The organism is Streptomyces flavochromogenes (assembly GCF_000717595.1).
GTDB lineage: Bacteria > Actinomycetota > Actinomycetes > Streptomycetales > Streptomycetaceae > Streptomyces > Streptomyces flavochromogenes.
This window is the reverse complement of record NZ_JNZO01000017.1, coordinates 11874-35370: the sequence shown is the minus strand read 5'-3', so window position 1 is coordinate 35370 and position 23497 is coordinate 11874. Positions and strand designations below refer to the sequence as shown.

The 23497-nt window shown below is 71.9% G+C and carries 22 protein-coding genes; 14 read left to right on the top strand and 8 right to left on the bottom strand.

All coding sequences use genetic code 11. From position 1 onward, the window contains the following. Positions 1-62 precede the first annotated feature (62 nt). The 3 genes from IF00_RS0121205 to IF00_RS0121195 form a co-directional block, all read right to left on the bottom strand. A complete protein-coding gene (locus IF00_RS0121205) occupies positions 63-1235 on the bottom strand; it encodes a DUF1266 domain-containing protein (protein WP_030320310.1) in 1173 nt (390 codons plus the stop codon). Further along, positions 1232-2380 (bottom strand): DUF1266 domain-containing protein, encoded by a 1149-nt coding sequence (locus IF00_RS0121200; protein ID WP_030320308.1) that lies wholly within the window; start codon positions 2378-2380, stop codon positions 1232-1234. Before IF00_RS0121200 ends, IF00_RS0121205 begins: the two co-directional genes overlap by 4 nt. 100 nt (positions 2381-2480) lie before the next feature. Next, positions 2481-3602: a PucR family transcriptional regulator gene (locus IF00_RS0121195; RefSeq protein ID WP_030320306.1), complete on the bottom strand. Its 1122-nt coding sequence runs from the start codon at positions 3600-3602 to the stop codon at positions 2481-2483. A 183-nt stretch (positions 3603-3785) separates the two neighbouring features. Between IF00_RS0121195 and IF00_RS0121190 the strand changes: the two genes are divergently transcribed. The 3 genes from IF00_RS0121190 to IF00_RS0121180 all read left to right on the top strand — a co-directional run bounded on the left by IF00_RS0121190 (position 3786) and on the right by IF00_RS0121180 (position 6762). Next, positions 3786-4712 carry a proline dehydrogenase family protein gene (locus IF00_RS0121190; RefSeq protein ID WP_030320305.1) on the top strand — a complete coding sequence of 309 codons (927 nt, stop codon included), beginning with the start codon at positions 3786-3788 and terminating at the stop codon, positions 4710-4712. 30 nt (positions 4713-4742) lie between these two features. Beyond that, positions 4743-6383, top strand: a complete 1641-nt coding sequence (gene pruA, locus IF00_RS0121185; protein WP_030320303.1) for an L-glutamate gamma-semialdehyde dehydrogenase — start codon at positions 4743-4745, stop codon at positions 6381-6383. 142 nt (positions 6384-6525) lie between these two features. Continuing rightward, positions 6526-6762 (top strand): hypothetical protein, encoded by a 237-nt coding sequence (locus IF00_RS0121180; RefSeq protein ID WP_030320301.1) that lies wholly within the window; start codon positions 6526-6528, stop codon positions 6760-6762. On the opposite strand, the gene IF00_RS0121175 is transcribed toward IF00_RS0121180, so the two are convergent. Beyond that, a complete protein-coding gene (locus IF00_RS0121175; RefSeq protein WP_030320300.1) occupies positions 6752-7645 on the bottom strand; it encodes an alpha/beta fold hydrolase in 894 nt (297 codons plus the stop codon). The genes IF00_RS0121180 and IF00_RS0121175 overlap by 11 nt on opposite strands. A gap of 114 nt (positions 7646-7759) precedes the next feature. Here IF00_RS0121175 and IF00_RS0121170 point away from each other — a divergent pair, with 114 nt between their 5' ends. Next, positions 7760-8296: a GNAT family N-acetyltransferase gene (locus IF00_RS0121170; protein WP_030320295.1), complete on the top strand. Its 537-nt coding sequence runs from the start codon at positions 7760-7762 to the stop codon at positions 8294-8296. A gap of 28 nt (positions 8297-8324) precedes the next feature. Here the strand turns inward: IF00_RS0121170 and IF00_RS41495 are convergent, their stop codons facing one another. From IF00_RS41495 to IF00_RS0121150, 3 genes are read right to left on the bottom strand one after another with little or no spacing between them, the layout of a single operon-like run. Then, positions 8325-9068, bottom strand: a complete 744-nt coding sequence (locus IF00_RS41495) for a hypothetical protein (RefSeq protein ID WP_037638758.1) — start codon at positions 9066-9068, stop codon at positions 8325-8327. After that, complete coding sequence (locus IF00_RS0121155) at positions 9065-9406, bottom strand: PadR family transcriptional regulator (RefSeq protein ID WP_030320291.1); 342 nt, start codon at positions 9404-9406, stop codon at positions 9065-9067. Before IF00_RS0121155 ends, IF00_RS41495 begins: the two co-directional genes overlap by 4 nt. 55 nt (positions 9407-9461) lie before the next feature. Next, positions 9462-10466 (bottom strand): MDR family NADP-dependent oxidoreductase, encoded by a 1005-nt coding sequence (locus IF00_RS0121150; RefSeq protein WP_030320290.1) that lies wholly within the window; start codon positions 10464-10466, stop codon positions 9462-9464. A gap of 101 nt (positions 10467-10567) precedes the next feature. On the opposite strand from IF00_RS0121150, the gene IF00_RS0121145 reads away from it, so the two are divergent. The 4 genes from IF00_RS0121145 to IF00_RS0121130 all read left to right on the top strand — a co-directional run bounded on the left by IF00_RS0121145 (position 10568) and on the right by IF00_RS0121130 (position 14302). Continuing rightward, positions 10568-11461 carry a LysR family transcriptional regulator gene (locus IF00_RS0121145; protein ID WP_030320288.1) on the top strand — a complete coding sequence of 298 codons (894 nt, stop codon included), beginning with the start codon at positions 10568-10570 and terminating at the stop codon, positions 11459-11461. Between the two features lie 240 nt (positions 11462-11701). Continuing rightward, positions 11702-11833 carry a hypothetical protein gene (locus tag IF00_RS47670; RefSeq protein ID WP_260461862.1) on the top strand — a complete coding sequence of 44 codons (132 nt, stop codon included), beginning with the start codon at positions 11702-11704 and terminating at the stop codon, positions 11831-11833. Between the two features lie 80 nt (positions 11834-11913). Then, on the top strand, positions 11914-12954 hold the full coding sequence (locus tag IF00_RS0121135; RefSeq protein WP_030320287.1) for a 3-isopropylmalate dehydrogenase: 1041 nt from the start codon (positions 11914-11916) through the stop codon (positions 12952-12954). A gap of 259 nt (positions 12955-13213) precedes the next feature. Beyond that, positions 13214-14302 carry a branched-chain amino acid aminotransferase gene (locus IF00_RS0121130; RefSeq protein ID WP_030320286.1) on the top strand — a complete coding sequence of 363 codons (1089 nt, stop codon included), beginning with the start codon at positions 13214-13216 and terminating at the stop codon, positions 14300-14302. A 3-nt stretch (positions 14303-14305) separates the two neighbouring features. On the opposite strand, the gene IF00_RS0121125 is transcribed toward IF00_RS0121130, so the two are convergent. Continuing rightward, positions 14306-15727 carry a cytosine permease gene (locus IF00_RS0121125; protein ID WP_037638757.1) on the bottom strand — a complete coding sequence of 474 codons (1422 nt, stop codon included), beginning with the start codon at positions 15725-15727 and terminating at the stop codon, positions 14306-14308. A 147-nt stretch (positions 15728-15874) separates the two neighbouring features. Here IF00_RS0121125 and ureA point away from each other — a divergent pair, with 147 nt between their 5' ends. The 6 genes from ureA to cimA all read left to right on the top strand — a co-directional run bounded on the left by ureA (position 15875) and on the right by cimA (position 23440). Next, positions 15875-16618, top strand: coding sequence for an urease subunit gamma (ureA, locus tag IF00_RS0121120; RefSeq protein ID WP_037638754.1), 744 nt, complete (start codon positions 15875-15877; stop codon positions 16616-16618). Continuing rightward, positions 16618-18300 (top strand): urease subunit alpha, encoded by a 1683-nt coding sequence (locus IF00_RS0121115; RefSeq protein WP_030320281.1) that lies wholly within the window; start codon positions 16618-16620, stop codon positions 18298-18300. The genes ureA and IF00_RS0121115 overlap by 1 nt, the downstream gene beginning before the upstream one ends. A 20-nt stretch (positions 18301-18320) precedes the next feature. Further along, entirely contained in the window at positions 18321-19337 is a 1017-nt protein-coding gene (locus tag IF00_RS0121110) for an agmatine deiminase family protein (protein WP_030320279.1), read from the top strand. A gap of 132 nt (positions 19338-19469) precedes the next feature. Next, entirely contained in the window at positions 19470-20030 is a 561-nt protein-coding gene (locus IF00_RS0121105) for a TetR/AcrR family transcriptional regulator (RefSeq protein WP_030320277.1), read from the top strand. Positions 20031-20148: 118 nt separating this feature from the next. Continuing rightward, positions 20149-21498 carry an MFS transporter gene (locus IF00_RS0121100; RefSeq protein WP_030320275.1) on the top strand — a complete coding sequence of 450 codons (1350 nt, stop codon included), beginning with the start codon at positions 20149-20151 and terminating at the stop codon, positions 21496-21498. Between the two features lie 325 nt (positions 21499-21823). Continuing rightward, positions 21824-23440, top strand: a complete 1617-nt coding sequence (cimA, locus tag IF00_RS0121095; protein ID WP_030320273.1) for a citramalate synthase — start codon at positions 21824-21826, stop codon at positions 23438-23440. Positions 23441-23497: the final 57 nt, after the last annotated feature.

The following is a 23497-nucleotide window of genomic DNA, read 5'->3' as shown; positions in this document are numbered from 1 at the left end:
CGCGGCCGGAGTCGTCGCGTCCCGCTGCGCCCGGGCCGCTGTGCCGGCGGCGACCGGAGACCTCAGCGCCAGGGGAGGTTCCGCCAGGGGCTGCCCTCGTGTTCCGTGAGGACACGATGGGCCGCGATGTTCTGCTCGTGGAACGGGCCGTACTCCTCCCCGTCGAACCGCAGCACCCGCCCCAGCGCGTACCCCGCCGAGTAGTCCTGCCACGACCCGTAGGCCGAGCGGGCCAGCGCCCCCGCGTGGACGATCGCCTGCTCGGCCTCCGGGGGTGCGCAGAAACGCGCCGACAGGCCCCAGCGCGCCAGGTTCACGGCCCGGCCGTAGTCGTACGCGACCGTCCTGCGCACCCGGCCGTCCGGCGCGAGCAGCCCGTCGGCCCGGAAGCGGGCCTCGTAGCGCACGATGCGCCGCACCAGCTCCTCGATGCGTCGCACCGCCGCCGGACCGGCGCCCAGGTCCTGGGCGTGTCCCGCGGCGGTCTCACGCCACTCGTCGGGCGACGGCACGGCGCCGCGCCCGATCCGCAGCTCCTCGCGGACCTTGAGGGCGAAATCCGGCTCCGGCGGGCTGTTGCGTCCGTCCAGGAGTGCGTCCAGCTGCTTGCGCCAGCCCGCCCGGTCGGTGATGCCCCAGGAGTCGCGGAGGGTCTCCAGTTCCTCGGCGTAGCCGGAGTAGACGGAACCGACGTCGTTCCAGGGGACCCCGTTGCGGAACGCCAGATGGCCGCCGCAGGCGAGGCCGAAGGCGAGCGGGCCGTGCAGGGGCCCGTGGCGGAGGGCGACGAAGCGGTCGTTCGTCCCCCGCTCGTTCTCGGTGTACGCGCGCAGCCACCACGCGCGGTGCTCGGGCGTCGTGGGCAGCAGCACCTGCCCGGGTGTGCCGGCGTTGACCGCGAGGAGCAGCCGGTGGTCGTTCCAGTGGAACTCGGCGGCCCATCTGAGGCTGATGCGGTGGAAGACCCACTCCGGGTGCCAGGGCGGCAGCATCCCCCGGGTGAGGACCGGCCGGGCGACGAGCCCCTTCGGCAGCTGCTGGGGGCGCCAGAAGACCATGTCCGGTTGATCGTCCACCTCGGCCCTGGGCGCGGCGACGAAGAGCTCGGCCCCGGCGAGGGCACGGAGCTGTCCGGCGAAGTCGCCGCGCAGCGTCGCCTCGTGCAGCAGCTGCTCGGTCTCGGACGGCGGGGTCCACGCGGCGGTGGGGGCGGCGGGCCGGTTGCGGGAGCTCATGACCACGGGATGTTCCGGTAGGGGCTCGAAGGGTCCTGGGTGAGAGTGCGGTGGACGGCCACGGACTCCTGGTACATCGGCTCGGCGTCGCCCTCGTCGAAGTGGATCAGCCGGGCCAGCAGATAGCCGAGGGAGAACTCCTCCCAGGAGCCGTACGCCTGCCGGGCGGGTTCGAGGACCCTCAGGACGGACTCCTCGGCCTCCTGCGGGTCGCAGTACCGCGCGCCCAGCGCGAGGCGTACGACGTTCACGGCGCGCCCGTGGTCGAAGGCGGCCAGGGTGTCGACCCGCCCGCCCGGCGGGAGGAGACCGTCGGCGTGGAACCGCGCCTCGTAATGGATGATCCGGCGCAGGAATTCCGCGGCCTCGGCCCGGTCCTCGCCGTAGGGGTCGTCCCGCTCGAAGTTCACGGTGACCATCGAGGCCCACTGTTCGTCGCTCGGCGCGTGGCCCAGGCGGGCGGTGAGACGGTGCCGCATCCCCAGGACGGACTCGGGGACCCGGCCGACGAGCCGGGTGGCGACCAGGGTCCGCAGCTTGTCCCGGAAGTCCGCCCGGTGGCGGACGGCCCAGGGCCGGTGCAGCCGGGAGACGTCGGTGGGGTAGTCCTCGTACTGGGCGCCGAGCGCGTTCCACACGAGGCCGTTGAGCACGGCGAGGTGCGCGCCGAGCGCGAGGGCGTGCGCGACCGGCCCGTGCAGCGGCCCGCCGGCGTGGGTGAGCAGGCGGAGCCGCGCCGGGCCGCCGCCTCTGTTGCCCGCCTCCTCCCAGGCCCGCCGGTCGGCGGCCCGGGCGGGGAGCGCGGCCGCGCACGGGGTGTCCGGGTTGACCGCGAGCCACCAGCGGTCGTTCGGCCAGGCCGCGGCGAGCCTGGCGAGGGTGGTCTGCTTGAACACCCAGTCGGGGTGCCACGCCGGCAGCATGCCCTCGGTCAGCACCGGGACGACGGTGCGCCGGGCGGCCTTGTCGCGCCGGGAGGGGAGGGGCGGGATGTAACCGGGCGCGTCGGCGTGCACCCGCGCCTGCAGTACGTACAGACGTGTCCGTCCGAGCGCGTCCAGGACGGCCGCCCGATCGTCGCGCGCCACTGCCTTGTACAGCAGCCGTTCGGTGTACGTCGGCGGCGCCCAGTTCCCCGTGGTCATGGGGGAGATCCTATAAACCGGCCAAACCGGCCCGGAGGGGCGGCCGTTCGGAGCCGCCGGGCCTCCCGGGGCCCGGGCGGCCCCACAGGGGCGTCCGTCCTCAGAGGCGCGCCGACTTCAGGGACATGTGGAGCAGCAGGCGGTCCTCGCCGTCGTCCAGGTCCAGGCCCGTGAGCTGCTCGACCCGGGACAGCCGGTAGTAGAGGGTCTGGCGGTGGATGCCCAGGGCCGCGGCCGTGCGGCCCGCCTGGCCCGCGTTGTCGAGGAACACCTCGGCGGTGCGCGCCAGTTCGGCGTGGGCGGGGGCGACGAGAGGGGCGACGGCGGGGTCGACCTCGGGGTGGTAGAGGGCCGCGAGGAGGCGGTACGGGCCGATCCCGGCCCATTCCGCGACCGGGCCGAGGGTCGGCTGGGCGGTGGCGGCGCGGGCCGCCGTGTTGGCCTCGCGCCAGGCCGCCGGGAGGTCCGCGAGGCCCCGGCGGGGGGTGGCGATGCCGGCCGGGGCGGCGGCGCGCAGCCGGTCGGCGGCCGCGCGGGCGGGGGAGAGGTCCTCGGGCGTGCGCAGCCGTACGAGGACGGCGAGGGACTCGCCGGACTCGCCCTCGGGCAGGACGGCGACCGCCGCCGCGGCGGGGACCGACCTGATCGAGGGCGCCTCGCCCTGCCAGGGGGTCGCGCAGACGACGGTGTGCAGGCCGTCCGCGCTGGGGCCGAGGGCCACCCGGAGGGCCGCGACGGCCATGTCGCTCTGCCAGCCCCGCCCGGCGGTCAGGGCGGCGGCGAACTCGCGCGAGAGGTCCGCGTCCGCGCGCTCCTCGTCGGCGAGGAGGTCGCCGATCCGGGTGGCGACCTCCATCGCGGCCGTGAGCTGGGCGGGCGTGGGGCCGGGCTCGGCGTCGAGCAGCCAGACGTACCCGAGGACGACTCCCCGATGGCGTACGGGCAGACAGATGCGGTCCCGGAACACCCCGGCGTCCGGGGCGGCCGGGATGCGGACGGGGCCCGTCGCCCGGGTGATGCCGAAGCCCTCGAACCAGGCACGGACCGCCGGAGTCGACTTCCGGGTCAGGATCGACCGCGTCCGGACGGGGTCCATCGCGGTGTCGTCGTCGCTGTCGTGGGCGCCGAAGGCGATCAGACCGAAATCACGGTTCTCCAGCGTCGCCGGTGCGCCGAGCAGCGCGGAGATCTCGTCCACCAGTTCTTGGTAATCGCCCTTCACAGCGCCATTCTCGCACCCTCTCAGACATGTGTATGAGATGCCGCGCACGGATGCGTGACAGCTGTAGATGGCGGACGATCGGAGCGATCCATAGGTTTCACGGTGGTTCTTCGTGCTGTTCCCGGATTCTTACGAAAGATCGGGTACGGCACCCTTCGTCACCCTGTCCTTCTGGAGGTCCCCGTGCTGGGTCCCGTGATCCTCGCCGCGTCGCGCAGCGACAAGATGCGCCGTTTCGTGTCGGCCGCCCCCGGGACCAAGCAGGTCGTCGCCCGCTTCATCGCCGGTGAGTCGGTCGACGACGTCGTCCCGATCGTCCAGGAGCTGAGCGACCGCGGCCTGGAGGTCACCCTCGACGTCGTCGGTGAGGACATCACCACCGTCGAGCAGTCGCACGCCGCCCGCGACGCCTACCTGGAGCTCATCGGGCGCCTCAAGGAGCTCGGCCTCGGCGAGCGCGCCGAGATGTCCGTCAAGCTCTCGATGTTCGGCCAGTCCCTGGAGAACGGCCACGAGCTGGCCCTCGCGAACGTCCGCCCGGTCGTCGAGGCCGCCGCCGAGATCGGCACCACGGTCACCCTGGACGCCGAGGACCACACCACCCTCGACTCGATGTTCGCCATCCACGAGGAGCTGCGGAAGACCCACCCGCAGACCGGCTGTGTCATCCAGGCCTACCTCTTCCGCACCGAGGACGACGCCCGTCGCCTCGCCGCGAACGGCTCCCGCGTCCGGATCGTGAAGGGCGCCTACAAGGAGCCCGCCTCCGTCGCCATCCAGGACAAGCCCGAGATCGACAAGGCGTACGTCCGGATCATGAAGATCCTGATGGACGGCGAGGGCTACCCGATGATCGGCTCCCACGACCCGCGGCTGATCGCCGTCGGCCAGGAGCTCGCCCGCCGCGCGGGGCGCAAGCTGGACGAGTACGAGTTCCAGATGCTGTACGGCATCCGCAGCGAGGAGCAGCACCGTCTGGCCGCCGAGGGGCACCGCATGCGCGTGTACACCGCCTACGGCACCGACTGGTACGGCTACTTCATGCGGCGCCTCGCGGAGAAGCCGGCCAACCTCCTCTTCTTCGTCCGCTCCATCCTCACCAAGGGCTGAGCCCACCTCTCACAAGGAGTCACGAGACTTATGGACGCTGTCACCCAGGTCCCCGCTCCGGTCAACGAGCCGGTGCACAGCTACGCCCCCGGCTCCCCCGAGCGCGCCCGCCTCGAGATCAAGCTCAAGGAGCTGGCCGAGAACCCGCGCGAGCTGCCGATGACCATCGGCGGCGTGAAGCGCCTCGGCGGCGGCGAGGAGTTCAAGGTCGTCCAGCCGCACAACCACAAGGCCGTCATCGGCACCTTCCGCGGTGCCACCACGCAGGACGCCCAGGACGCCGTCGACGCGGCCCTGGCCGCGGCCCCCGCCTGGCGCGCGATGGCCTTCGACGACCGTGCCGCGATCATCCTGCGCGCCGCCGAGCTGCTCGCCGGCCCGTGGCGCGAGACGCTGGCCGCGTCCACCATGCTCGGCCAGTCGAAGACCGCCCAGCAGGCCGAGATCGACACCCCGTGCGAGCTCGTCGACTTCTGGCGCTTCAACGTGGCGTACGCCCGCCAGATCCTGGCCGAGCAGCCGCCGGCGAACTCCCCGGGTGTGTGGAACCGTCTGGACCACCGCCCGCTCGAGGGCTTCGTCTACGCGATCACGCCGTTCAACTTCACCGCCATCGCGGGCAACCTGCCCACCGCCCCCGCCCTCATGGGCAACGTGGTGGTCTGGAAGCCGTCCCCGACGCAGACCCACTCCGCCGTGCTCCTCATGGAGCTCCTGGAGGAGGCCGGCCTGCCGAAGGGCGTCATCAACCTGGTGACCGGCGACGGCATCGCCGTCTCCGAGGTGGCCCTGAACCACCCCGACCTGGCCGGTATCCACTTCACCGGTTCGACCAAGACCTTCCAGCACCTGTGGAAGACGGTCGGCACCAACATCGAGAAGTACCGCTCGTACCCGCGGATCGTCGGCGAGACCGGCGGCAAGGACTTCGTCGTCGCGCACCCCAGCGCCGACCGCGCCATCCTGAAGACCGCGCTGACCCGTGGCTCCTTCGAGTTCCAGGGCCAGAAGTGCTCCGCGTCCTCGCGCGCCTACGTTCCGGCCTCCATCTGGAACGACGGTTTCAAGGAGGAGTTCGCGGCCGAGGTCGACGGCATCACCATGGGTGACGTCACCGACCTGTCGAACTTCATCGGTGCCGTCATCGACGAGCGCTCGTTCGCCAAGAACAAGGCCGCGATCGACCGTGCCGCGGCCGACCCGACCTGCACGATCATCGCCGGTGGCACGTACGACGACTCGGTGGGCTACTTCGTCCGCCCGACCGTCATCGCCTGCACCGACCCGGAGAACGAGGTCTTCAAGGCCGAGTACTTCGGCCCGATCCTCGCGATCCACGTGTACGACGACAGCGCTGCCGACGGGTACGACGCGATGCTGACCCAGATGGAGTCGGTCTCGGACTACGCCCTCACCGGCTCGGTCATCTCCGGCGACCGCGCGGCGGCCGCGTACACGATGGAGAAGCTCCGCTTCGCCGCGGGCAACTTCTACATCAACGACAAGTCGACCGGTGCCGTCGTCGGCCAGCAGCCCTTCGGCGGCGGCCGTGCCTCGGGCACGAACGACAAGGCCGGCGCCCCGCAGAACCTGATGCGCTGGACGCTGACCCGCGCCATCAAGGAGACGCTGGTCCCGCCGACCGAGTACGGCTACCCCCACATGGGCTGACGCCACCCGCCTCCACCGGAGGCCCGCCGCGTGAGCGGCCCCTGATCACCGCCCCCCTCCTCGGTCCCCCAACTGAGGACGGGGGCGGTTCTCATGCGGGGGGCTTACGCTGCTGGGAGGGGGATCGGTGAGGAGGCACGACATGCCAGGTTCGACGACACTCGGCCCCGGGCACGGGGTCGACGCGATCGAGCACCTCGACGCGCTGCGGATGATGTCCCTGATGAAGGAGCTGCACCGGCTGCTGACCGGGCCGGGACCCGACCGGCTCACGGACGCGCAGGTCGCGACCCTGCTCGAGGCCGACGGCCGCCATCGAGAGGGCTTGACCGACTGGGTGGAGCGCATGGCCCGCGACCTGGAGAAGGCTACGGCCTGACGAGGACGCGCCGCGCGAGGAAGCCGTCGATCAGGGCGGCGATCGCCGGCGCGTGAGTCTCCAGGGCGAAGTGGCCCGTGGGCAGCAGGTGGATCTCGGCGTCCGGGAGGTCGCGGCGGAACGCTTCGGCGCCCGCCGGGACGAAGACCTGGTCGCCTTCGCCCCAGACGGCGAGGAGCGGCACCCGGCTGGTGCGGAAGTACTCCTGGAAGGCCGGGTAGAGGGCGAAGTTGGAGCCGTAGTCGGCGATCAGGCCGAGCTGGATCTCGTCCTGCCCCTCGCGGGCCATCAGGGCGGCGTCGTGGTGCCAGGCGTCGGGGTCGAGGAGATCGAGGTACTCGGCCGGTACGCCCGTCTCGTACTGCCAGCGGATGCCGTCCGGCGAGCGAATGGCGCGCACCGGCTCCTCGGTCTCGGGGGTGCGCTCCTGGATCAGGGCGAGGACCGGCGCCCAGGCCTCGGCGCCGAGGCCCTCCTCGTACGCGTTGCCGTTCTGGCTGATGATCGCGGTGATCCGCTCCGGGTGGGCGAGGGCGAGGCGCAGGCCGATGGGGGAGCCGTAGTCCTGGATGTAGAGCGCGAACCGGTCCAGGCCCAGCGCCTCGGTGAACTCGGCGGTGATCGCCGCCAGTTCGGCGAAGGTGTAGTCGAAATCGGCGGCGTCGGGAGCCGCGCTGCGGCCGAAGCCCAGGTGGTCGGGGGCGATCAGGCGGTAGGAGTCGGCGAGCCGCGGGATCAGGTCGCGGAACATGCGCGAGCTGGTGGGGAAGCCGTGCAGCAGCAGGAGCACGGGGGCGTCGGCCGGGCCCGCCTCGCGGTAGGCGATCTCGTGGTCGCGGACCTTGACGGTGCGGTGGTGGGTCGGCAGCACAGTGCGCGTCATATCTAACCCCTCAGATGCGTGTCAGTGGTTATGTGATGACTCAAGCAGGCGCCGCCTAACCTGTCAATGGAATCTCAAGGGTTATGGATGGAAGGGGTGTGGGAGTCTGGGCGCATGACCGTGAGGATCGCGCCCACCCATGAACTCGGGGCCGGCCGGCTCCACTCCGTCCGCGCGTTGCTCGACGCCGCCTTCGACGGCGACTTCTCCGACGACGACTGGGACCACACGCTCGGCGGCGTCCATGCCTGGATCGAGGACGAGGGCGGCATCGCCGCACACGGCGCCGTCGTCCTGCGGCGCGCTCGTCATCGCGGGCGTTCGCACCGCGTCGGGTACGTCGAGGGCGTCGCCGTCCGGGCCGGCCTCAGGCGCCGGGGCCTCGGCGGGACCGTCATGGCCGAGCTGGAGCGGGTCATCGACGGGGCGTACGCCTTCGGGGCGCTCGGCGCATCGGACGAGGGGGCCGCGCTCTACCGGGCCCGCGGCTGGCGGGTCTGGGAAGGCCGCCTCGAAGCCATGGGGCCCGAGGGGATCGTCCACCTCGCGGAGGAGGAGGGGTACGTCTTCCTGCGGCCGGCGGCCGGCCGGGCGCTGCCCGATCCGGCCGCCGCGCTCGTCTTCGACTGGCGGGACGGCGACGTGCTGTGAGGGCGGGTCAGGGTGTTGCGAGGGCGGGTCAGGCGGACTTCGACCGGTCCTGCTCCACCCGTCCCCTGGTCGTCTCCAGGTGGGAGGTGAACAGGGCGGAGAACATCGAGGCCAGGGCGATGGTGATCGCGAGCCCGCCCATGCCGAGCGTTCCGATGAAGCACGCCGCCGTCGCGCCGCCGACCAGGACGGTCCACACCGCGAGCGCCACCTTGCCGCGGCGGCTCAGGAACAGCCAGCGGTGCGGGGTGGCGGGCCGGGCCTCCAGGGCGCCCGCCGGGCCCGCCGTCGCGGCGCGCGGCCGCTTGAAGTAGCCGTACACCAGCCACTCGCCGCACAGCTCCCAGCCCTCGGGCTCCAGCTCGGCCAGGACCTTGGCGCGGCGCCGGGCGCCGATGATCTCGCGGCGGTACTCCCAGCGCAGTGTCGCGGTCGCGGAGCGGCGGCAGACGAACCGGCCGAGGGAGTCCAGGGACTCCACCTCCCAGCCCTGGTCGCCGTGGACGGCGAGCATCCGGCGGTCGTTGAAGAGGTCCGCCGTCCAGGTCCAGCTCTCCGCCTTCCCGTCGGGTTCGCCCGGCAGCGGCGCGAGCCCGCCGAGCTGGGCGGCGAAGGCGGCGGCCGGCCCGAACTCCTCCTCCGGACGCGTCCCCGTCCCGGCGAGGTGTCCGCGCAGGTCCTCGACGGTGGCGGCGATCTGCTCCTCCGGGACGCCCGTGGCGCGCAGCGCGTCGGTGAGCTCGGTGAAGTAGCGGTCGGATTCCGTGGTCATGCGGTGGTTCCCCCTGGGTGGAGCGTGGTCTCGACGGCGCGGTGGAAGCGCAGCCAGTCGCGGCTCTCGGTGGCGAGGTGCTCGCGCCCCCGCTCGGTGAGCCGGTAGTAGCGGCGTCCCGGACCGCGTTCGGCGGCGCGGAACTCGGCCTCCACCAGACCCGCTTCCTCCAGGCGGTTCAGTACGGGATAGAGCGTCCCGCCCTTGATCTCGCCGAGTCCCGCCTCGGCGAGCGCCTTGGCGATCTCGTACCCGTAGCTCTCGCCGTCGGTCAGGCGGGAGAGGACGAGCAGGTCGAGGACTCCCTTGAGCCAGCTGGATCTGCGGTCTGCGGCCATGGGTGCATTGCAGCACCAGCTAGATAGGAATGCAAACTAGATAGGTGGGCCGAGCTCATCGCGCGACCAGCATCTTCCCCAGGTTCTCGCCGCGCAGCATCCCGAGGAACGCGCTCACGATGTGCTCGAAGCCCTTCACCACCGTCACGTCCAGGGGCAGCGACCCCTCGCGCAGCCGCGGGACGGTCAGGTCGTACAGCTCGTCGAGGGCGTCCGCGTGGTCGCGGACCAGGAAGCCCTCGAGCCGGATGCTCTTGCCGACCACGTCGAAGAGGTTGCGCGGGGCCGGCGGGGGAGCGGAGAGCGAGTGGTACTGGCCCACCGCGCCGACCCAGGCGATCCGCCCGAACGGGCGCAGCGCGCCGATCGCCGCCTCCAGGTGGTCGCCGCCCACCCCGTCGAGCACCGCGTCGAGTCCCTCCGGAGCCGCCTTCGCGAGCAGCTCCGGGACCGGGCCCTCGTGGTAGTCGAAGGCCGCGTCGAAGCCGATCTCCTCCGTCAGGTACGCCACCTTCCGCGCCGAACCCGCGCTGCCCACCAGCCGTCCCGCGCCGAGCAGCCGGGCCAGCCGGCCCGCGGCCGTGCCCACCCCGCCCGCCGCCGCCGAGACGAACAGGTCCTCGCCCGGCTGGAGCCGCGCGATCCGGGTCAGGCCCACGAAGGCCGACAGGCCCGTACCGCCGAGCAGGCTCAGGTGCGCGGCGAGCGGGACGCCGGGGCCGAGGTCCGGGACCCTGCGCGCCTCGGCAGCGGACACCAGGGCGTGGGTCCGCCAGCCCCGCCGGTGCAGGACCAGGTCGCCCGGCCGCAGCAGGGGGTCGCGGGAGTCGAGGACCCGGCCCAGGGTGCGGCCCTCCATGGGGGAGTTCAGGGCCCAGATCTCGTCCGAGTCCATCGCCTCGCGGTGGTACGGGTCGACCGACCACTGGAGGTTCTCGACGAGCGCGGTGCCGGGCGCCGGAGCCGGCACCGGGGACTCGACGAAGGCGAACAGGTCGGGGGTGGGGAAACCGGTCGGACGGGCGGTCTGCCGGACGGTGATCATGGTGTCGTTCGTCATGCCGCAGACCGTAGGAAGGAATCCTGCGGCCGGGCAGGGGGTAGCGTCGATGGCCGCGGCTCATCCATGAAAGTCGCTCATAGACACAGGTGGGAGCCCTCATGACCGATCTCGCGCCCCGTGAACTCCGTGTTCTCGTCGCCGTCGCGGGCGAGGGCGGCTTCTCGGCCGCCGCCGTCGCGCTCGGCATGACCCAGTCCGCCGTCTCCCACTCGGTGCGGGGCAGTGAACGCAGGCTGGGCGCGGTCCTCTTCGAGCGGGGGCGGTCCGGCGCCACGCCGACACCGGCCGGGGAGCGGGCCCTCGCGTACGCGCGGCGGGTCCTGCGGCTCCTGGAGGTGATGGGATCCGAGGTGCGCGGCGCGGCGTCGGCCGCGGGCGTGGGGGCCGGGGCGGGGGCCCTCGCCGGGCCGTTGCGGATCGCTGCCTTCCGTAGCGCGGCGCTGCATCTGCTGCCGCGCGCCCTGGGGCGCCTGACGGAGCGGCATCCGGGGATCGTGCCCGAGGTGCGGATCGTCCGGGAGGTGGGGCGTGGCACGGCCGGTGAGGTGCTCGACGGGCGGGCCGACCTCGGGATCGCGACGCTCGGCACGACCTCGCCGGTCCCGCCGGAGCTGGTCGGCGGCGTCCTGGTGGAGGAGGGGTACGCGCTGGTGCACCCGGCGGGGCATCCGGCGCCCCGGTCGCTCCCGCTGATCGACTGGACGGAGAACTGCACCTCGTACACGCGCGACTGGTGGGCGGGGCAGGAGTGGCTGCCGCCGGCGACCGTCCAGGCCGAGGACGACGGAGCGGTGCTCTCGATGGTGAGCACCGGTTTCGGGATGGCGGTCATGCCGGAGCTCTCCCTGGTCGGAGCGCCGCACTCGGTCGAGATCACCGATCTCGGCCCGGAGCGCCCGACCCGCTCCGTCGGCTATGTCACCACCCCCGAACTGGCCTCCTCCCTCGCCGTACGGGCCCTGATCCGTGAGCTGCGGGCCATCGCGGGCTGACGCGCTGTCCCGCGCCGTCTCAGATAGTAGGAAGTCCGAGTAATTGTGGAGACAGATGAGAGGACCTGCCCTAGCTTTGTAGAAGCCGAACGTCTCGCTTCATCAGCGAATGGCGGTCGAGAGCGCGACGCCCCTGTGCAGGCAACCCCTGCGGCGGCGCTCCCCGCCCCTGCCGGCACCTTCGATCACCACTGATCTCCGCACTTCGGATCACCACTGATCTCAAGGAGTCGATCCCTCATGGCAACTCAGACCGCCCGCCGCGTCCGCCACTCGGCCAACCGTCCCAGCGACGAGGCCCGCCAGAACGCCGCCGCCGCCCTCCAGCGCGCCCTCGACCGCCGTGACAACGGCGGCTCCACCGGCCACTGACACACCTTCACCCGGATGGCGCTTCGTCCACATGATGGACGTGACGTGTCAGACGATGGGACGAAGAGTAGGGTGCCGACATGTCTCACAGCATCAATCTCGCAGTCATTCCCGGCGACGGCATCGGCCAGGAGGTCGTGGCCCAGGGCCTCAAGATCCTCGCGGCCGTCCTTCCCCAGGACGTGAAGCTGGAGACCGAGGAGTACGACTTCGGCGCCAAGCGCTACCACGCCACCGGTGAGACCCTCACCGACGCCGACCTCGCCTCCCTCAAGAAGCACGACGCCATCCTGCTCGGCGCCATCGGCGACCCGTCGGTGCCTTCCGGCGTCCTGGAGCGCGGCTTTCTCCTGAAGCTCCGCTTCGCCTTCGACCACCACGTGAACCTGCGTCCCTCGAAGCTGCTCCCCGGCGTCGCCACCCCGCTCGCCGGGCAGCCCGAGATCGACTTCGTCGTGGTCCGCGAGGGCACCGAGGGCCCGTACACCGGCAACGGCGGGACCATCCGCAAGGGCACCCCGCACGAGGTCGCCACCGAGGTCTCGGTCAACACCGCCTTCGGTGTCGAGCGGGTCGTCCGTGACGCCTTCGCCCGCGCCCAGGCCCGCCCGCGCAAGAAGCTCACGCTGGTCCACAAGAACAACGTGCTGACCTTCGCCGGTCACCTGTGGACGGACATCTTCACCAAGGTCGCGGCCGAGTTCCCCGAGGTCACCACCGACTACCTGCACGTCGACGCCGCGACGATCTTCCTCGTCACCGACCCGGCGCGCTTCGACGTGATCGTCACCGACAACCTCTTCGGCGACATCATCACCGACCTCGCCGCGGCCGTCTCCGGCGGCATCGGCGTCGCCGCCTCGGGCAACATCAACCCGAGCGGCGAGTTCCCGTCCATGTTCGAGCCGGTCCACGGCTCCGCGCCGGACATCGCGGGTCAGGGCAAGGCCGACCCCACGGCCACCGTCCTCTCCGTCGCGCTCCTGCTGCGCCACCTCGGTTACGAGACCGAGGCCGCCCGGGTCGAGGAGGCCGTCGCGGCCGACCTCACCGAGCGCGGCGACAGCGTCCGTACGACGGACGAGATCGGCGACGCGCTCGCCGCGCGAGTAGCCAGCTGACCCGGCCGGACTGACATCCCACAGCAGCCGCCGGGTCGCCACAGCGCCCGGCGGCTGACCCTTGCGCGGCCCCGGGTGCCCCCCTTGAACCCAGGACCGCGTACACCCGTTTCCCGCACCGGTCCCCGCGAGCGATAATCGGACGTGGGGCCGTGCCATGCGGGCATGCTCGGACGTCCACCTCGCCGGGGACGAGCAGTCTCCGGCAGTGGCGTGCGTGCGCGGTCCTCCCCACACAACCGGTGAAGGACACGCACTCATGACGACGCCCACGATCGAGCTCAAGCCCTCCTCCAGCCCGCTGTCCGCCGCGGAGCGCGAGGCGATCCTGACCAACCCGGGATTCGGCCGCCACTTCACCGACCACATGGTCACCATCCGGTGGACCGAGGGCCGCGGCTGGCACGACGCCCAGCTCGTGCCGTACGGCCCGCTCGCCCTGGACCCGGCGACCAACGTCCTGCACTACGCGCAGGAGATCTTCGAGGGCCTGAAGGCCTACCGCCGTCCCGACGGCTCGGTCGCCAGCTTCCGTCCCGACGCCAACGCCCGCCGCTTCCAGGCCTCCGCCCGCCGGCTCGCCATGCCTGAGCTGCCCGTCGAGACCTTCGTCGAGGCCTGTGACGTCCTCGTCCAGCAGGACAAGGCGTGGGTTCCGGAGCACGGTGGCGAGGCCTCGCTCTACCTCCGCCCGTTCATGATCGCGACCGAGGTCGGCCTGGGCGTCCGCCCGGCCAACGAGTACCTCTTCGTCGTCATCGCCTCCCCGGCCGGCCCGTACTTCCCCGGCGGCGTGAAGCCCGTCTCCATCTGGCTCTCGGAGAACCGCGTCCGCGCCGTCCCCGGCGGCGTCGGCGACGCCAAGACCGGCGGCAACTACGCGGCTTCGCTCCTCGCGCAGGCCGAGGCCGCCGCGAAGGGCTGCGACCAGGTCGCCTACCTCGACGCCGTGGAGCACAAGTGGGTCGAGGAACTCGGCGGCATGAACCTGTACTTCGTGTACGGCAACAAGCTCGTCACCCCCACCCTCACCGGTTCGCTGCTCGCCGGCATCACCCGTGACTCGCTGCTCAAGCTGGCGGCGGACCTCGGTCTGGAGCCGGAGGAGGGCCGCGTCTCGATCGACCAGTGGCAGGCCGACAGCGCGAACGGCACCCTGACCGAGGTCTTCGCCTGCGGCACCGCCGCCGTGATCACCCCGGTCGGCACGGTCAAGTCCGAGCGGGGCGAGTGGCAGCAGTCGGGCGGCGAGCCCGGCGAGGTCACGATGAAGCTGCGCGACGCGCTGCTCGCCGTCCAGACCGGCAAGGCCGAGGACGTCCACGGCTGGATGCACGAGCTGGGCTAGTACCTACTCCGCCTGTGCCAGGGCTTCCGGGGCCGTGACGGTCCCGGAAGCCCTGTTCGGCGTCAGGACCGCGTACAGCGTGCCGCCCACGAGCCCCGACAGCACGAAGCTGCAGTCGATCCCGCCCGTCAGGGCCAGCAGCGGTCCCTCGTACATCGGCGTCGACACGGCGGCGAGGCCGACCGCGGCGCCGATCGCCCATGAGGCGGTGGCGCGCGGGTGCCAGCCCGCCGAGAACCAGTAGATCCCGCCGCGCGAGCGCCGGTTGTAGACCTGGAGCGCCTCCGGGTCGTACGACCCTCCGCAGCGCACATGGCCGATCAGGGTGATCACCGCCCACGGCGTGCCGATCGCCGTGAGGAGCAGCACGAACGAGGTCATCGCCGACTGCGCGTCCGAGGCGAAGTGGCCGAGGAAGACGAAGGCGGTCGCCACCGCCGCGACCACGAGCGTGGCGCGGGCCCGGGTGGCGCGGGGCAGGATCGCGTCCAGGTCGAGGCCCATCGAGTACAGCATCAGGCCGGCGTTGCCGACGGATCCGGCGGTGGCCGCGACGAGCAGCGGGACCAGGTACCAGGCGGGCGAGGCGGCGACCAGCGGTCCCGCGTAGTCGAGGCCGCCGCGCGCGGCGAGCGCCGTGAACGTGCCGAAGAGCTGGGGGACCAGCAGTCCGACGACCAGGCCGAGGCAGGTGGCCCGCCAGACGGAGCGGGAGCTGTGCCGCTCGGGCGAGACGTACCGGGTGTAGTCGCCGAGCAGGGTGATGAAGGCGACCGGTCCGCTGAGGCCCGCCGCCACCGCCGAGAGAAGCCAGGTCGGCCAGAACGAGCCGAGCAGGTACGGGGTGTCCGGCACCGCCGCCGTCGTGAAGTCCCCGGCGTACGCGAGGAGTCCGAGGGCCAGGAGCACGGTCATGACGACGGCGAGCGCCTTGCTCAGCTTGAGCAGCAGCCGGTAGCCGTATACCGCGGCGACCGCGGTGCAGGCGGCGAGCAGTGCGTAGACGACGGCGTGCGTGGCACCGCCGGTCGGCAGGCCGACCAGCCGGGCGAGCGTCCCGACCATGACGTCGCCGCCGATCCAGAGGGTCAGCGCGGTGTACCCCAGCGAGAGCAGCAGTCCGACGACCGAGCCGACCAGCCGGCCCCGTACGCCGAAGAAGGCGCCGGAGGAGGTGGAGAGGTTGGTGGCGGTACGGAGCGACACCAGGGCCAGCGGGGCGGTGACGGCGACACCGACGAGGGTGCCGGTGACGACGGAGGTCACCGAGGCCCAGAGCCCGAGCCCGAAGGAGACCGGGAGCCAGCCGAAGACGATCACCCCCAGGCAGAGGTTGGACCCGAGCAGGATCGCGACGAGGTCCCGGGGGCCGCTGGTGCGTTCGGCCTCGGGCACGGTGTCGACTCCGCGCTGTTCGATCGGCATGGGGCCTCCTGGGGAAGGGAGCGGCGGGGCTACAGCGAACATGTTTAGAGCGACGCTCAATGTGACCCGTGCCTGCACCTCGCGTCAATGCTTGGAAGAAAGCCTCTCAACATTTAGAGTGTCGCTCAAACAGGAGGTGTTTCGGACGTGCGACTGACCCCCACGGAACGCGACCGGCTGCTGCTCTTCGGCGCCGCCGAGCTCGCCCGTGCCCGCCGGGCCCGCGGCCTGCGGCTCAATGTCCCCGAGGCGACCGCGCTCATCGCGGACACGGTCTGCGAGGCGGCCCGCGACGGCAAGCGACTCGCCGAGGCGATCGAGGCCGCCCGCTCGGTCCTCGGCCCCGACGACGTCCTGCCCGGCGTCGCCGACGTGGTCACCGAGGTCCACGTCGAGGCCGTCTTCGACGACGGCTCGCGGCTCGCGGTCGTCTCCGCCCCGATCGGCGGCGGCGGTCTGGGCGAGGCCGCGCCGGGCGCGCTGCTGCCGGGCCCCGGGCACCCGGAGTCGGAGCCGGCGCTCACCCTCCCCGTACGGAACACGGCGACGGTCCCCGTGAGCGTCACCTCCCACTTCCACTTCTTCGAGGTCAACCCGCGCCTCGACTTCGACCGGGCCGCCGCCTACGGCATGCGGCTGGCCATCCCGGCCGGCGCCTCCTTCCGCTTCGACCCGGGCGGCGAGGCGGAGGTCGGGCTCGTGCCGATCGGCGGGGCTCGTGTCGCCATCGGCTTCGCGGGCCTGGTCGACGGCCCGCTCGACGCGCCCGGCGCGCGGGAGGAGGCCCTGCGACGCGCGGCGGCCTGCGGCTACCTGGGCGTCCCGTCCGGAGAAGCACCGCCCGGGGAAGCCCCGTCCGAAGGCGCCCCGTCCGACGAGGAAGGCAAGTGATGGACCCGTACGAGTACGCATCCGTGCACGGCCCCCGCGCCGGCGACCGTGTCGTCCTGGGCGACTCCGGGCTCGTCGTCCGGGTCGAGTCGGACTCGCAGCGGCCGGGGGACGAGTTCCTGGCCGGCTTCGGCAAGACCGCCCGCGACGGCCTCCACCTCAAGGCCGCGGCCGTCCGTGAGACCTGTGACGTCGTGATCAGCAACGTGCTGGTGATCGACGCCGTCCTGGGCATCCGCAAGGTGTCCATCGGCATCCGCGAGGGCCGGATCCACGCGATCGGCCGCGCCGGCAACCCCGACACCCTCGACGGCGTGGACGTGGTCGTCGGCACCGGAACCTCGATCGTCTCCGGAGAGGGGCTGATCGCCACCGCCGGAGCCGTCGACACCCATGTGCATCTGCTGTCGCCCCGGATCATGGAGGCCTCGCTCGCGAGCGGTGTCACCACGGTCATCGGGCAGGAGTTCGGCCCGGTGTGGGGCGTGGGCGTGAACTCGCCGTGGGCGCTGCGGCACGCGTTCGGCGCCTTCGACGCCTGGCCGGTCAACATCGGCTTCCTGGCCCGGGGTTCGTCCTCGGATCCGGCGCCGCTGGTGGAGGCGCTGGCCGAGGGCGGGGCGTCCGGGTTCAAGGTCCACGAGGACATGGGAGCCCACACCCGTGCGCTCGACACCGCCCTGCGGGTGGCCGAGGAGCACGATGTGCAGGTCGCGCTGCACAGCGACGGCCTGAACGAGTGCCTCTCGGTCGAGGACACCCTGCGGGTCCTGGACGGCCGTACCATCCACGCCTTCCACATCGAGGGCTGCGGCGGCGGGCACGTCCCCAACGTCCTGAAGATGGCGGGCGTGCCGAACGTCATCGGCTCCTCCACCAACCCCACGCTCCCCTTCGGCCGCGACGCCGTCGCCGAGCACTACGGGATGATCGTCTCCGTCCACGACCTGAAGACCGACCTCCCCGGCGACGCCGCCATGGCGCGCGACCGGATCAGGGCCGGGACGATGGGCGCGGAGGACGTCCTGCACGACCTCGGCGCGATCGGGATCACCTCCTCCGACGCGCAGGGAATGGGAAGGGCCGGCGAGACCGTACGCCGGACCTTCGCCATGGCCGGGAAGATGAAGGCCGAGCTCGGACCGATCGAGGGCGACGGCGCGCACGACGACAACGCGCGCGTGCTGCGCTACATCGCCAAGCTCACCGTCAACCCGGCGATCGCCCACGGCCTCGCCCACGAGATCGGCTCGATCGAGGTCGGCAAGATGGCCGACATCGTGCTGTGGAAGCCGCAGTTCTTCGGTGCCAAGCCGCAGATGGTCATCAAGAACGGCTTCCCCGCGTGGGGGGTCGTGGGCGATCCGAACGCCGCCACCGACACCTGTGAACCGCTCGTCCTCGGACCGCTGTTCGGCGGACACGGCGCCACGCCCGCCGACATCTCGGTCGCGTTCGTCGCCCAGGCGGCCGTCGACCTCGGTTCCGACCGGATGCCGACCCGGCGCCGCCGCGTCCCGGTGCGCGGCACGCGCGGGATCGGCCCCGCCGACCTGCGGCTCAACTCCCGCACCGGAGACGTCCAGGTCGACGGCCGGACCGGCCTCGTCTCGCTCGACGGCGCGCCGATCCGCTCCGAGGCGGCCGACTCCGTCTCGCTCAACCGCCTCTACTTCCTCTAGTTCCTCTAGGACCTCTCACCATGACCTACCGCATGCCCGCCGAGTGGATGCCGCACGAGCGCACCTGGATGGCCTGGCCCAGCCCCAACCCCACCTTCACCAACGCCGACGAGCTGGCCGAGGCCCGCACGGCCTGGGCGTCCGTGGCCCGTGCCGTACGCCGCTTCGAGCCGGTCACGATGGTGGTGGCACCCGGCGACGCCGAGTCGGCCCGTGCCCTCGTGGGTGAGGACGTCGACCTGGTCGAGCGGGACCTCGACGACGCCTGGATGCGGGACATCGGACCGACGTTCGTCACCAACGGCACCGAACTGGCCGCCGTGGACTGGGTGTTCAACGGCTGGGGCGGCCAGGACTGGGCCCGCTGGGGGCACGACTCGAAGATCGCCCGCCACGTCGCGGACGCGGCGGGCGTCCCCGTCCTCTCCTCGCCCCTGGTGAACGAGGGCGGTGCGATCCACGTCGACGGCGAGGGCACGGTCCTGCTGACCGACACCGTCCAGCTCGGCTCCGGCCGCAATCCCGGGTGGACCCGCGAGCAGGTCGAGGCCGAGATCCACGCCAAGCTCGGCACGACGAAGGCGATCTGGCTCCCCCACGGTCTCAGCGGCGACTACGGCCTCTACGGCACCCAGGGCCACGTCGACATCGTCGCCGCCTTCGCCCGCCCCGGCACGGTCCTCGTCCACAGCCAGCAGGACCCGGCCCACCCCGACTACGAGCGCTCCCGGATGTACGTGAGCATCCTGCGGGGCCGGACCGACGCCCAGGGCCGCCCCCTGGAGGTCGTCGAGATCCCGGCCCCGACCGTTCTCAAGGACGAGGAGGGCGACTGGGTCGACTACTCGTACATCAACCACTACCTGTGCAACGACGGCGTGGTCCTCTGTGCCTTCGACGACCCCCACGACGAACTCGCGGCCGAGATCTTCCGCCGCCTCTTCCCGGAACGCGAGGTCGTCCTGGTCGACGCCCGCACGATCTTCGCAGGCGGGGGCGGCATCCACTGCATCACCCAGCAGCAGCCGAGGGTCTGAGGCGGGGAGGGGATGAGGTAGAACGTACGAGTGACCCGTATGGACCCCTCCGACCCCTCACACCCCTCCGGCCCCGCGGCCCCGGCCGCCCCGCCCCGCCGGCGCAACCAGGCCGCTCCTCCCCGTGAGGAGCTGCTCGCCGCCGCCATGGGGACCATCGCCGAGCGTGGGCTCGACGGGCTGACCATGGCCGGGCTCGGGCGGCAGGTCGGGATGAGCAGTGGGCACCTGCTCTATTACTTCCGCACCAAGGACGAGCTGCTGCTCCAGACCCTCGAGTGGAGCGAGGGGCGCCTCGGCGCCGAGCGGAGCGCACTGCTCTCCCGGCCGGGGACCGCGCGCGAGCGCCTCGACGGGTACGTCGACGTGTACGTGCCCGACGGGCCGCGCGATCCGCACTGGATCCTGTGGCTGGAGGTCTGGAACCGGTCCCAGAACGCCGACGCCGACGCCCGGATCCGCCAGGCCGCCATCGAGGGGGCCTGGCACCGGGACCTGGTCGCGATCCTGGCCGAGGGCGTCTCGCGCGGGGAGTTCCGGGCCGTCGACCCGGACCGTTTCGCCACCCGTACGAGGGCGCTCCTGGACGGCTTCAGCGTCCATGTCGCCGTGGGCGTACCGGGCACCGGCCGTGAGCAGGTCCTCGCACACGTACGCGAGTTCATCGAGCAGGACCTGCTGGCGCGACCGTGACCGCGTGGGCCGGTCCCGGTTCCGGTCCCGTGTCGCGACCGTAACGCACGTAAGTACACGGGATCGTTGCCCGCTACACCCTTGTTGCCCGGCGTCACCTCCGGCACGGTTCCGGTCCATGGGACGAGAGCACTGGAAGAAGATCTGGGTCGGCTCCGCCGGCAACATGGTCGAGTGGTTCGACTGGTTCGTGTACGCGAGCTTCGCCACCTACTTCGCGGGGGCCTTCTTCCCCGAGGGCAACGACACCGCCAAACTCATGAACACCGCCGGCATCTTCGCCGTCGGCTTCTTCATGCGGCCCGTCGGCGGCTGGCTCCTCGGCCGGGTCGGCGACCGCAAGGGCCGCAAGGCGGCCCTCACCCTCACCGTCACCCTGATGTCCGCCTCCGCGCTCCTCATCGCGGTCGCGCCCACCTACTCCGTCGCCGGATACGGCGGCGCCGCCGTCCTCCTGGTCGCCCGCCTCCTCCAGGGGCTCTCCGTCGGCGGCGAGTACGCCGCCAGCGCCACCTACCTCACCGAGGCCTCGGCCCCCGAGCACCGCGGCTTCGCCTCCAGCTTCCAGTACGTGTCGATGACCGCGGGCCAGATCCTCGGCCTCGGCCTGCTGCTGGTCCTCCAGCACACCCTGTCCGGCGAGGCCCTGCACAGCTGGGGCTGGCGCATCCCGTTCGTCCTCGGCGCCCTCGGCGCGGCCGTCGTCTTCTACCTGCGCCGCACGATGCTGGAGACGGAGGTGTACGAGACCACCGCCGACGACGGGGTCGCGAGCGAGCAGAAAGGCACCCTCAAGGCCCTGTGGGCGCACCGGCGCGAGGCCTTCCTCGTCGTCGCGCTCACCATGGGCGGGACCGTGGCGTACTACACGTACACCACCTACCTCACCAAGTACCTCTCCAACTCCGCCGGCCTCCCCAAGCAGACCGCGACCCTGGTCTCCTTCTGCGCCCTCATCGTCTTCGCCTGCCTCCAGCCGCTGGCCGGCCGCCTCTCCGACCGCATCGGCCGCCGCCCGCTGCTCATCACCTTCGCGGTGGGCTCCACGCTCCTCACCGTCCCGATCCTGACGATGCTGAAGCACGCGGGCTCCTTCTGGCCCGCCCTCGGGCTCTCCCTGCTCGCGCTCGTCGTCATCACCGGCTACACCTCCATCAACGCCTGCGTGAAGGCCGAGCTCTTCCCCACCGGCATCCGCGCGCTCGGCGTCGCCCTGCCGTACGCCATCGCCAACGCGCTCTTCGGAGGCACCGCCGAGTACGTGGCCCTCTGGTTCAAGGACGCGGGCGTCGAGTCGGGCTTCTACTGGTACGTGGCGGGCTGCGCGGCCGTCTCCCTGGCCGTCTACCTCACGATGCGGGAGACCAGGGACATCGACCTGGGCCGGGTCGGGACGGACGGCGGCGCGGTGCCCGGCCAGAAGCGCGGGCAGGCGGGAGGGTCTCCGGAGCGGCTGCCGGTGTCGTGAACGCGAGGGCGGAGGGTCTCCCGGACGACTGCCCGTATCGTGAGACCCCCGTCCCGCCGGGCCGTCACCTGTGCCAGACTTCCGGCGTGCTTGCTACCACGATGATTATCGGCAGCAGCGCGCCGGTCCGCAGTGGCCACTGATTCGCGGCACGACCCCCGCGGCAGTGGACACCGTGCCTCAGACCCGCGCGCAGACCTCTCGCACCCGCGAGGGGTTTTTTCGTTTTCCGGCCCCACCCACGCCGGAAACGGACGTCGCGTGAGAATGGGGGCAAGTGGATCCAGACCTTCCGGAGCCACATCCGACAGGAGCCATCACAGTCATGACCACGGAGAACGCCGAGAGCCAGCGCCTCGACGACAGCTTCCATGTCTTCGACACGACGCTGCGCGACGGGGCGCAGCGTGAAGGCATCAACCTCACCGTCGCGGACAAGCTGACCATCGCCCGGCACCTCGACGAGTTCGGCGTGGGCTTCATCGAGGGCGGCTGGCCCGGGGCCAACCCGCGCGACACGGAGTTCTTCGCCCGCGCCCGCCAGGAGATCGCCTTCAAGAACGCGCAGCTCGTCGCCTTCGGAGCCACCCGCAGACCGGGCGGCGACGCCGCCGCCGACCCGCAGGTCAAGGCCCTCCTGGACTCCGGCGCCCCGGTCGTCACACTCGTCGCCAAGTCGCACGACCGGCACGTCGAGCTCGCCCTGCGCACCACCCTCGACGAGAACCTGGAGATGGTCCGCGACACCGTCTCCCACCTGGTCTCCCAGGGTCGCCGCGTCTTCGTGGACTGCGAGCACTTCTTCGACGGCTACAAGGCCAACCCCGACTACGCCAAGGCCGTCGTCCGCGCCGCGTACGAGGCCGGTGCCGATGTGGTCATCCTCTGCGACACCAACGGCGGCATGCTCCCCGCCCAGATCCAGGCCGTCGTCGCCACCGTCCTCGCCGACACCGGCGCCCGCCTCGGCATCCACGCCCAGGACGACACCGGCTGCGCCGTCGCCAACACGCTGGCCGCGGTCGACGCCGGCGCCACCCACGTCCAGTGCACCGCCAACGGCTACGGCGAGCGGGTCGGCAACGCCAACCTCTTCCCCGTCGTCGCGGCCCTGGAGCTCAAGTACGGCAAGAAGGTGCTGCCCGACGGAGCCCTCGCCGAGATGACCCGGATCTCCCACGCCATCGCCGAGGTCGTCAACCTCACCCCCTCCACCCACCAGCCGTACGTCGGTGTCTCCGCCTTCGCGCACAAGGCCGGTCTCCACGCCTCCGCGATCAAGGTCGACCCCGACCTCTACCAGCACATCGACCCCGAGCTGGTCGGCAACACCATGCGGATGCTGGTCTCCGACATGGCCGGCCGGGCCTCCATCGAGCTCAAGGGCAAGGAGCTCGGCGTCGACCTGGGCGACGACCGCGCGCTCGTGGCCCGGGTCGTCGAGCGGGTCAAGGAGCGCGAGCTCCAGGGCTACACGTACGAGGCCGCCGACGCCTCCTTCGAGCTGCTCCTCCGGGAGGAGGCCGAGGGCCGGGCCCGCCGTTACTTCCGTACGGAGTCCTGGCGCGCGATCGTCGAGGACCGCCCCGACGGCACCCACGCCAACGAGGCCACCGTGAAGCTCTGGGCCAAGGGCGAGCGGATCGTCGCCACCGCCGAGGGCAACGGCCCCGTCAACGCCCTCGACCGCGCGATGCGCCTCGCCCTGGAGCGGATCTACCCGCAGCTCGCCAAGTTCGAGCTGGTCGACTACAAGGTCCGCATCCTGGAGGGCCGCCACGGCACCGAGTCCACGACGCGCGTCCTGATCACCACCAGCGACGGCAACGGCGAGTGGTCGACGGTCGGCGTCGGCGAGAACGTCATCGCCGCGTCCTGGCAGGCCCTGGAGGACGCCTTCACGTACGGAGTGCTGCGGGCCGGCATCGACCCCGCCGAGTAGCCCCCAGCCACCCCGGCCGGTCCTCTATGTCTTGTTTGTCGAGCTTCGGGTAGCGTC

What these genes read in the sequence shown, in the direction of transcription:
- IF00_RS0121115 (WP_030320281.1), top strand. Translation starts at nt 16,618, where the DNA reads ATGGACCCGTACGAGTACGCATCCGTGCACGGCCCCCGCGCCGGCGAC.
- IF00_RS0121145 (WP_030320288.1), top strand. Translation starts at nt 10,568, where the DNA reads ATGACCGATCTCGCGCCCCGTGAACTCCGTGTTCTCGTCGCCGTCGCG.
- pruA (WP_030320303.1), top strand. Translation starts at nt 4,743, where the DNA reads ATGGACGCTGTCACCCAGGTCCCCGCTCCGGTCAACGAGCCGGTGCAC.
- IF00_RS0121155 (WP_030320291.1), bottom strand. Translation starts at nt 9,406, where the DNA reads ATGGCCGCAGACCGCAGATCCAGCTGGCTCAAGGGAGTCCTCGACCTG.
- IF00_RS0121200 (WP_030320308.1), bottom strand. Translation starts at nt 2,380, where the DNA reads ATGACCACGGGGAACTGGGCGCCGCCGACGTACACCGAACGGCTGCTG.
- cimA (WP_030320273.1), top strand. Translation starts at nt 21,824, where the DNA reads ATGACCACGGAGAACGCCGAGAGCCAGCGCCTCGACGACAGCTTCCAT.
- IF00_RS0121130 (WP_030320286.1), top strand. Translation starts at nt 13,214, where the DNA reads ATGACGACGCCCACGATCGAGCTCAAGCCCTCCTCCAGCCCGCTGTCC.
- IF00_RS47670 (WP_260461862.1), top strand. Translation starts at nt 11,702, where the DNA reads ATGGCAACTCAGACCGCCCGCCGCGTCCGCCACTCGGCCAACCGTCCC.
- IF00_RS0121170 (WP_030320295.1), top strand. Translation starts at nt 7,760, where the DNA reads ATGACCGTGAGGATCGCGCCCACCCATGAACTCGGGGCCGGCCGGCTC.
- IF00_RS0121175 (WP_030320300.1), bottom strand. Translation starts at nt 7,645, where the DNA reads ATGACGCGCACTGTGCTGCCGACCCACCACCGCACCGTCAAGGTCCGC.
- IF00_RS0121150 (WP_030320290.1), bottom strand. Translation starts at nt 10,466, where the DNA reads ATGACGAACGACACCATGATCACCGTCCGGCAGACCGCCCGTCCGACC.
- IF00_RS0121180 (WP_030320301.1), top strand. Translation starts at nt 6,526, where the DNA reads ATGCCAGGTTCGACGACACTCGGCCCCGGGCACGGGGTCGACGCGATC.
- IF00_RS0121100 (WP_030320275.1), top strand. Translation starts at nt 20,149, where the DNA reads ATGGGACGAGAGCACTGGAAGAAGATCTGGGTCGGCTCCGCCGGCAAC.
- IF00_RS0121205 (WP_030320310.1), bottom strand. Translation starts at nt 1,235, where the DNA reads ATGAGCTCCCGCAACCGGCCCGCCGCCCCCACCGCCGCGTGGACCCCG.
- IF00_RS0121110 (WP_030320279.1), top strand. Translation starts at nt 18,321, where the DNA reads ATGACCTACCGCATGCCCGCCGAGTGGATGCCGCACGAGCGCACCTGG.
- IF00_RS41495 (WP_037638758.1), bottom strand. Translation starts at nt 9,068, where the DNA reads ATGACCACGGAATCCGACCGCTACTTCACCGAGCTCACCGACGCGCTG.
- IF00_RS0121135 (WP_030320287.1), top strand. Translation starts at nt 11,914, where the DNA reads ATGTCTCACAGCATCAATCTCGCAGTCATTCCCGGCGACGGCATCGGC.
- IF00_RS0121125 (WP_037638757.1), bottom strand. Translation starts at nt 15,727, where the DNA reads ATGCCGATCGAACAGCGCGGAGTCGACACCGTGCCCGAGGCCGAACGC.